The organism is Bradyrhizobium sp., assembly GCF_019242285.1.
In the GTDB taxonomy this organism is placed as follows: Bacteria; Pseudomonadota; Alphaproteobacteria; order Rhizobiales; family Xanthobacteraceae; genus Bradyrhizobium.
The window spans coordinates 1-5,417 of the sequence record NZ_JAFAVV010000401.1; the positions used below are offsets into that span (position 1 = coordinate 1).

General features: G+C 61.4%; 10 protein-coding genes. 8 read left to right on the forward strand and 2 right to left on the reverse strand.

What is annotated here, in order from left to right; translation table 11 throughout:
• Together JOY90_RS15525 and JOY90_RS15530 are read right to left on the reverse strand one after the other, a co-directional pair.
• On the reverse strand, positions 1 to 592 hold a 592-nt coding region (locus tag JOY90_RS15525), incomplete at its 3' end, for an ankyrin repeat domain-containing protein (protein WP_291692000.1).
• 248 nt (positions 593 to 840) lie between these two features.
• Positions 841 to 1,098, reverse strand: a complete 258-nt coding sequence (locus tag JOY90_RS15530; RefSeq protein ID WP_291692001.1) for a helix-turn-helix domain-containing protein — start codon at positions 1,096 to 1,098, stop codon at positions 841 to 843.
• A gap of 230 nt (positions 1,099 to 1,328) precedes the next feature.
• On the opposite strand from JOY90_RS15530, the gene JOY90_RS15535 reads away from it, so the two are divergent.
• The 8 genes from JOY90_RS15535 to JOY90_RS15570 all read left to right on the forward strand — a co-directional run.
• A complete protein-coding gene (locus JOY90_RS15535; RefSeq protein ID WP_291692002.1) occupies positions 1,329 to 1,601 on the forward strand; it encodes a DUF2285 domain-containing protein in 273 nt (90 codons plus the stop codon).
• A gap of 169 nt (positions 1,602 to 1,770) precedes the next feature.
• The gene (locus JOY90_RS15540; protein ID WP_291692003.1) at positions 1,771 to 1,956 is read left to right on the forward strand and encodes a DUF6499 domain-containing protein; all 186 of its coding nucleotides are present in this window, start codon (positions 1,771 to 1,773) and stop codon (positions 1,954 to 1,956) included.
• A gap of 67 nt (positions 1,957 to 2,023) precedes the next feature.
• The gene (locus tag JOY90_RS15545; RefSeq protein ID WP_291692004.1) at positions 2,024 to 2,530 is read left to right on the forward strand and encodes a DUF2285 domain-containing protein; all 507 of its coding nucleotides are present in this window, start codon (positions 2,024 to 2,026) and stop codon (positions 2,528 to 2,530) included.
• A gap of 132 nt (positions 2,531 to 2,662) precedes the next feature.
• Positions 2,663 to 2,944 (forward strand): helix-turn-helix domain-containing protein, encoded by a 282-nt coding sequence (locus tag JOY90_RS15550; protein WP_291692005.1) that lies wholly within the window; start codon positions 2,663 to 2,665, stop codon positions 2,942 to 2,944.
• A gap of 23 nt (positions 2,945 to 2,967) precedes the next feature.
• Entirely contained in the window at positions 2,968 to 3,849 is an 882-nt protein-coding gene (locus JOY90_RS15555; RefSeq protein ID WP_291692006.1) for a replication initiator protein A, read from the forward strand.
• Between the two features lie 310 nt (positions 3,850 to 4,159).
• Positions 4,160 to 4,624: a DUF2840 domain-containing protein gene (locus tag JOY90_RS15560; protein WP_291692007.1), complete on the forward strand. Its 465-nt coding sequence runs from the start codon at positions 4,160 to 4,162 to the stop codon at positions 4,622 to 4,624.
• Positions 4,621 to 5,133: a S26 family signal peptidase gene (locus JOY90_RS15565; RefSeq protein WP_291692008.1), complete on the forward strand. Its 513-nt coding sequence runs from the start codon at positions 4,621 to 4,623 to the stop codon at positions 5,131 to 5,133. Before JOY90_RS15560 ends, JOY90_RS15565 begins: the two co-directional genes overlap by 4 nt.
• Positions 5,134 to 5,135: 2 nt before the next feature.
• Positions 5,136 to 5,417: hypothetical protein (locus JOY90_RS15570; RefSeq protein ID WP_291692009.1), on the forward strand; the 282-nt coding region annotated here is incomplete at its 3' end.

A 5,417-nucleotide genomic window follows, 5' to 3' on the forward strand; every position in this document is an offset into this window, starting at 1 on the left:
CATCGAGCCGTCCCGTCCCCGCCGCGTACACGATGGCCGGCTTGCCCGTCGCATCCACAACCTGCGCGTCGGCTCCATGCGCAAGCAGCATCTCGACAATCGTATCGTGCCCTCCATAGGCTGCAGCGGCAACCGGAGACAATTCACTGCGCCCGACGAGATTGACGTCGGCACCACGCTCGATCAGTCGCTGCGCGATCGCGGCATGACCGCGTTCGGCGGCAAAATACAGGGCGGTCGCCCCGGGCAGATTGCGCGCATTGATCGGAGCGCCGCGTGCCAGCAGGAGATCAACGATCTCGATGTTGCCGAGGCGGGCCGCATGACTGAGCGGCCTTGCGCCCAGGCGATCGCGCGCGTCGACCGACGCGCCGAAGTCCAGGAGCTCGGTGGCAAGCGGTACGCAATTGGCATCCGTGGCCGAAAACAAGGTCTGAGACACCTCGATTGCCGTCATCTGCGATTTAGTGTCTTGGAACTGCCGAGTCAGCTCCCGACATCGCGCCTCGTCATCAGCCCGCGCCGCCGTCGCGGCCGGCAACAGAGCGATTGCAACCAACCACAGATACGGAACGCTGAGGTACAAAACCATAATCTCCCCCTACAGCCTTCCAAGGTGAGAGGGTGGCACGGCCTGCCAGCGCTGCCAAGCTGAAGTCGGCGCGCGGCAGGGGCCCCATCGGGAATGCCATCGGGGCCTTATGCCGCCGAGAGGCAGGATGTCTATTGCTCATTTCCAAGATTTGACGGGGTCCAAATCAAATTGTTGGTTGCTAGCTTGGATAGGGCCTATGTTAGACACGTCAGCACGATCGCCCAATTTTCGTCGTGCTTGGAGGTTTAGGAACCGTCCGGGCCGCGACTCTTTTTCTTTTCTTTGCCGGTTTGCTGCGGTCGCTTCAGAAGATCCGCTGCCTCGACGTCGAGCGCGCGGGAGAGTTTGTCCAAGACGTCGATGCTCACCGCATACAGGCTTCGCTCGATTGCACTGATGTAAGTCCGATCGATTCCCGCGCGATGAGCGAGCTCTTCCTGCGACAGGGCCTTCTCGTGCCGCAGCCGCCTCAGATTGAGCGCGAGAATCTCTCGGATATGCATCTCCGAGAGGGCATCGGCTTGAAGAGTATTTCACCACGGAGTATTTTCGACAAAAGAGCTTCAATAGAGGACGCGAGATCGTTGATCTCTATCCAAAGTCGGATTGCTTGCGTGTTTCCTGCCTGTAAGGAGGACCACTCTTGGTAAGTGGTACCACGGTCCGAATGGGACTAAAGCGTGGCTAACTCTGGCGGGGCCGAACACAGCCTTGCCCGCCCTGGAATCAGTTGATGCCGTCACCTCCGCTCGATCCCGATGTTGCGGATTCCGCGCCCACCGATCCGGTGCTGACAGCGTATGACGAGGAACATCTCGTCACGTACTTGCGCTTGCTCGACGCCGAAGAAGACAATGCCGATTGGCGCGAGGTTGCGCGCGTCGTTCTTCATCTCGACCCCGATCGAGAACCCGATCGTGCACGCCGTGCCTTCGATACCCATCTGGCACGTGCAAAGTGGATGGCGCGCCATGGCTATCGTCATCTGTTGCGGCGTCCGGATTGAGTTTGGCGCCGCGCCGATTGTCAATAGGCTTGGGTTGAACACATTATTCGTCTTCTTCGAGCTTATCCCCATCAAGTTACCGAGCGGCGATCTTTCGAATTTGAACAATCATAAATAGCTCTAATTGTTGCATTGCACTCGCGCGGCCACCACACATGAGGACAGCACGATGCCGGAATTCGATTGGCGGTCGCCCAAGGCCTACCATACGAACAACGCGGAGAATGCGAGCATTGCCTGGGAGTACCTTCGTCGAGATTCGGAATATCGGCAGGCCTATCGATCTCTAAAGGAACCACAAGCTGCCGCGTCAGCCGACTTTCGAAGCGAATGGGGCTTAGTCTTTCGCCGCTAACCCTCACCGCTCATTCAATTCCGAGCCCGTCTTCTGGGCGCCCGAGAGCTTGCCTGCCGTTTTGGCAATGGAGGAAGCTGCTCCGCCGACCCTCGTCGCGCCGTTGGACTTGACCGGCCTCCCGCCGGATCAACTGCGGTCAGCTCCCGATGGATGGTATGTTGTATTACGGCTGGGCGGAGCCACACATCGTCTTTGGCTTGAGGCCGAGCCGATCGAGCGTGTCGGCTATCACGTCAAGCTGTCGCTGGATGACGATTTCGAGACACGAGACCGTGCGGCCCAACGACTCTGGCGTGCGCTCAATGACCGGCCCCTCGGCCCTGCGTTGGACGACCTCACGCCGCAACGTCGCGCGCGCCTGGAGTTGGCACTGCGCGCGCTCGACGGCCGGCAGGAAGGCGCCTCTTATCGAGCCATCGCGGAAGGGCTGTTTGGACCGGTGCGTATCTCCGCTCGTGCCTGGAAGACCCATGACCTCCGCAGCCGCACCATTCGCCTCGTGCAGATGGGGCTTGACTTGATGCGAGGCGGCTACCGCGACCTCTTGCGGCTGAGACGCAGGGACAGATAGCCCAATTTCCGGGGGGTGCCGAAAACGCCCCCCTCGGTTTTCGGCATCCACCTCCGCTTCTGCACTCCTCCAGGATGGTCATCGACGCGCCATCCCTTCTGCAAGCGCGCGCCGCTGTCATGGAGTTGCCAGATGCCCGATCCGATCGCCGGGTTGCCGCCACGCTTTCTCAGAACGTCCGAGGCTGCCCGATATCTCGGCCTGTCCGGACGCACACTCGAGAAACACCGGACCTACGGCACCGGCCCGACTTATCGGAAGATCGGCGGGCGCGTCGTTTATGCGCTCGATGATCTCAAGGCCTGGGCCGATCTTGGCGCCAAGACCTCGACCGCCGATCCCGGCAAGGGGACCGTGCTGCCCGCCAAGAAGCATCCGGGGCTGCGCCCGTACGCCGGCCAGGAACGCCGCTGATTGTCATGAGCAGGGCAATGACAATGCGGAAGAGACGTCAATCCGAGCGCCATCAGCTTGAGCTCTTTCGTGCGCTTCCGGGCGATCTCGCGCCTCGCGATGCGCAGGATCTGATGGCATATCCGTTCTTTTCGCTGGCAAAATCCAAGCGCGTTGTGCCGATCGATTTCCGCGCTGGCCCCATCACCATCCGTGTCGAAGCCGTGCCCGAACACGGCATGGCCACGATCTGGGATGCTGACGTTCTGATCTGGGCGGCGTCGCAGATCGTGGAAGCCCGTGACGCGGGCCTGAAGACCTCGCGTCTGATGGCCGCCACCCCTTACGAAATCCTGACGTTCGTCGGCCGCGGCACCGGGGCGCGAGATTACGATCGGCTGAGGGCCGGTCTCGACCGGCTTCAGTCGACGACCGTGCTGACCTCGATCCGACAGCCGACCGAGCGCCGGCGGCATCGCTTCTCCTGGATCAATGAATGGAAGGAGATGGCCGACGCGCACGGGAGGCCATCCGGCCTGCAGTTGATCCTTCCGGACTGGTTCTATTCCGGCGTTTTGGACGACGCACTCGTCCTGACCATCGACAGAGCATATTTCGATCTGATGGGTGGGCTCGAGCGGTGGCTCTACCGCCTGGTTCGCAAGCATGGGGGCCATCAGGCGGGCGGCTGGAGTTTTGATCTCGTCTATCTCCACGCCAAGTCGGGCAGCCTCTCGCCGCTCAAGCATTTTGCCTATGACCTGCGTGAGATCGTCCGCCGCCAGACATTGCCCGGCTATCAGCTTCTGATCACGCGCGACCCGAATGGCGCCGAGCGGCTGAACTTTGCGCCGGATCCCGTCGATCCCTTTGTCGAACGGTTGCTCCGACGCGGTCTCATCGCTTCGCCGGAGGAAAAGCTGTGAATTCGTTCGTGCTATCGGGGACGGGAATGCTCATGCGATCGGGGACCGGATCCTCGTGCCATCGGGGACCGAAATCGGCTCTAAGCCATTGTCTCTTCGGCGTTTGCCGCCCCCGTAACTTTCCTAACTCAAAATCCTTCGGATTTTTTTCTAACGGACCGCCCGTTCGGTTCCTTCGGGAGATCGCAACGAAGGGGAGGGCGACGCGCTTTCCCTTGCTGGAGCGATGGCGACGTCGGCTGCCAGCGAGCCTTACGTCTCAGTCGTTGGAGCTTTCAATGCGCTGCTACCGCAGTCAGGGAGCACCGGCATGAACGGGCTCACTCACGTCGAGCTGCTGTGGCTCGAGAAGCGGATCGAAAACCGGATTCGCTTTGGTCGCTTCGTCGCCGAGCACATCCTTGATCGGCGCCGACGCGTCCTTTCGTTTGATCCCGAAAGCGTCTTCGCGTTCGTCCGCTGGGCTTCCAACGACTTCGGTACGATCCTGTCGCGGATCGACATCCTACGCGCCGTGGCGCCCGGCCAGCCGTGCTCGACGGTCCCCTATGTGCAACCCGGCGGCGAGATCCTGTTGCGGCTTTCAGGCTGGCCGAAGGTGGAGCAGGTCCTGCAGCTGATCGATGCCGTGGAAGCACTCGGGATCGATCCCGCCGACGCCGCGCCGGACTATTGGCGGCATGTCCACAACCGTCTTTCCGTCAACGAAACTCCGCGGCTCTACACCGCATCGCGGCACCAGGCATGGCTTCACCGACAGAAGATCGCGCCATGAAAGGACAAGTCTCGGCGATCACGGCAGTGGTCATTAGCGTCGTGCTATCGTTCTTGATGATCGGCGCAAATCCGCTTCCGATTTTCCTGTGGAACGTCTCGGACAGCGTTCCTCTCGGTCTCTATCGCCTGCGTCCGACTGGAGAGCTCCACGTCACTGAGCTCGTCGCCGTCCTGCCGCCGGAACCGCTCGCGACCTTCCTCGATCTGAATGGTTATTTGCCGATCGGCGTCCCAATGTTGAAGCGCGTGCTGGCGCTTCCCGGGCAAACCGTCTGCAGAAAGGGGGCAACCGTCCTGGTCGATGGGATCGAAGTGGGCGAAGCGCGCGAGCGCGATGCCCGTGGCCGACCACTGCCGGTCTGGCAGGGGTGCAACGTCCTCGGCGAAGGCGAGATTTTTCTCATGAACTTGCAGTCCGAGGACTCTTTTGATGGCCGCTACTTCGGTCCTCTGCCGTTGTCCGCCGTCATCGCCCACGCCATTCCCGTGTGGACCGACGAGGAGTAAACATGCGTCCCGCTCACCTTCAAATTGCCATTCCGCTGTTCAATTCGTGCCGATCTCTTGCATTCGTCCCGCTGATCGTCGACCAGGCCGGCTTACGAAGCGGTCGCCCGCGGCGGGCGCCATACTGCCGTAACGCAGCTTTCCGCTGGGCAGCGCGTCCAACGGCGGCTGTGCGCCTTACGCGGATTTTCTTTCTTGCCGGCGTCGATAGGTCGTCGTCGGCGGCGAAACCCATGGGGCTGGATTGGCTGCGCCTCGATCGATCCTTGTCGGATGCCGGCGCA

Coding starts and splice junctions, on each gene's coding strand:
- JOY90_RS15530 (WP_291692001.1), bottom strand. CDS start 1,098: ATGCATATCCGAGAGATTCTCGCGCTCAATCTGAGGCGGCTGCGGCAC.
- JOY90_RS15535 (WP_291692002.1), top strand. CDS start 1,329: ATGCCGTCACCTCCGCTCGATCCCGATGTTGCGGATTCCGCGCCCACC.
- JOY90_RS15540 (WP_291692003.1), top strand. CDS start 1,771: ATGCCGGAATTCGATTGGCGGTCGCCCAAGGCCTACCATACGAACAAC.
- JOY90_RS15545 (WP_291692004.1), top strand. CDS start 2,024: ATGGAGGAAGCTGCTCCGCCGACCCTCGTCGCGCCGTTGGACTTGACC.
- JOY90_RS15550 (WP_291692005.1), top strand. CDS start 2,663: ATGCCCGATCCGATCGCCGGGTTGCCGCCACGCTTTCTCAGAACGTCC.
- JOY90_RS15555 (WP_291692006.1), top strand. CDS start 2,968: ATGCGGAAGAGACGTCAATCCGAGCGCCATCAGCTTGAGCTCTTTCGT.
- JOY90_RS15560 (WP_291692007.1), top strand. CDS start 4,160: ATGAACGGGCTCACTCACGTCGAGCTGCTGTGGCTCGAGAAGCGGATC.
- JOY90_RS15565 (WP_291692008.1), top strand. CDS start 4,621: ATGAAAGGACAAGTCTCGGCGATCACGGCAGTGGTCATTAGCGTCGTG.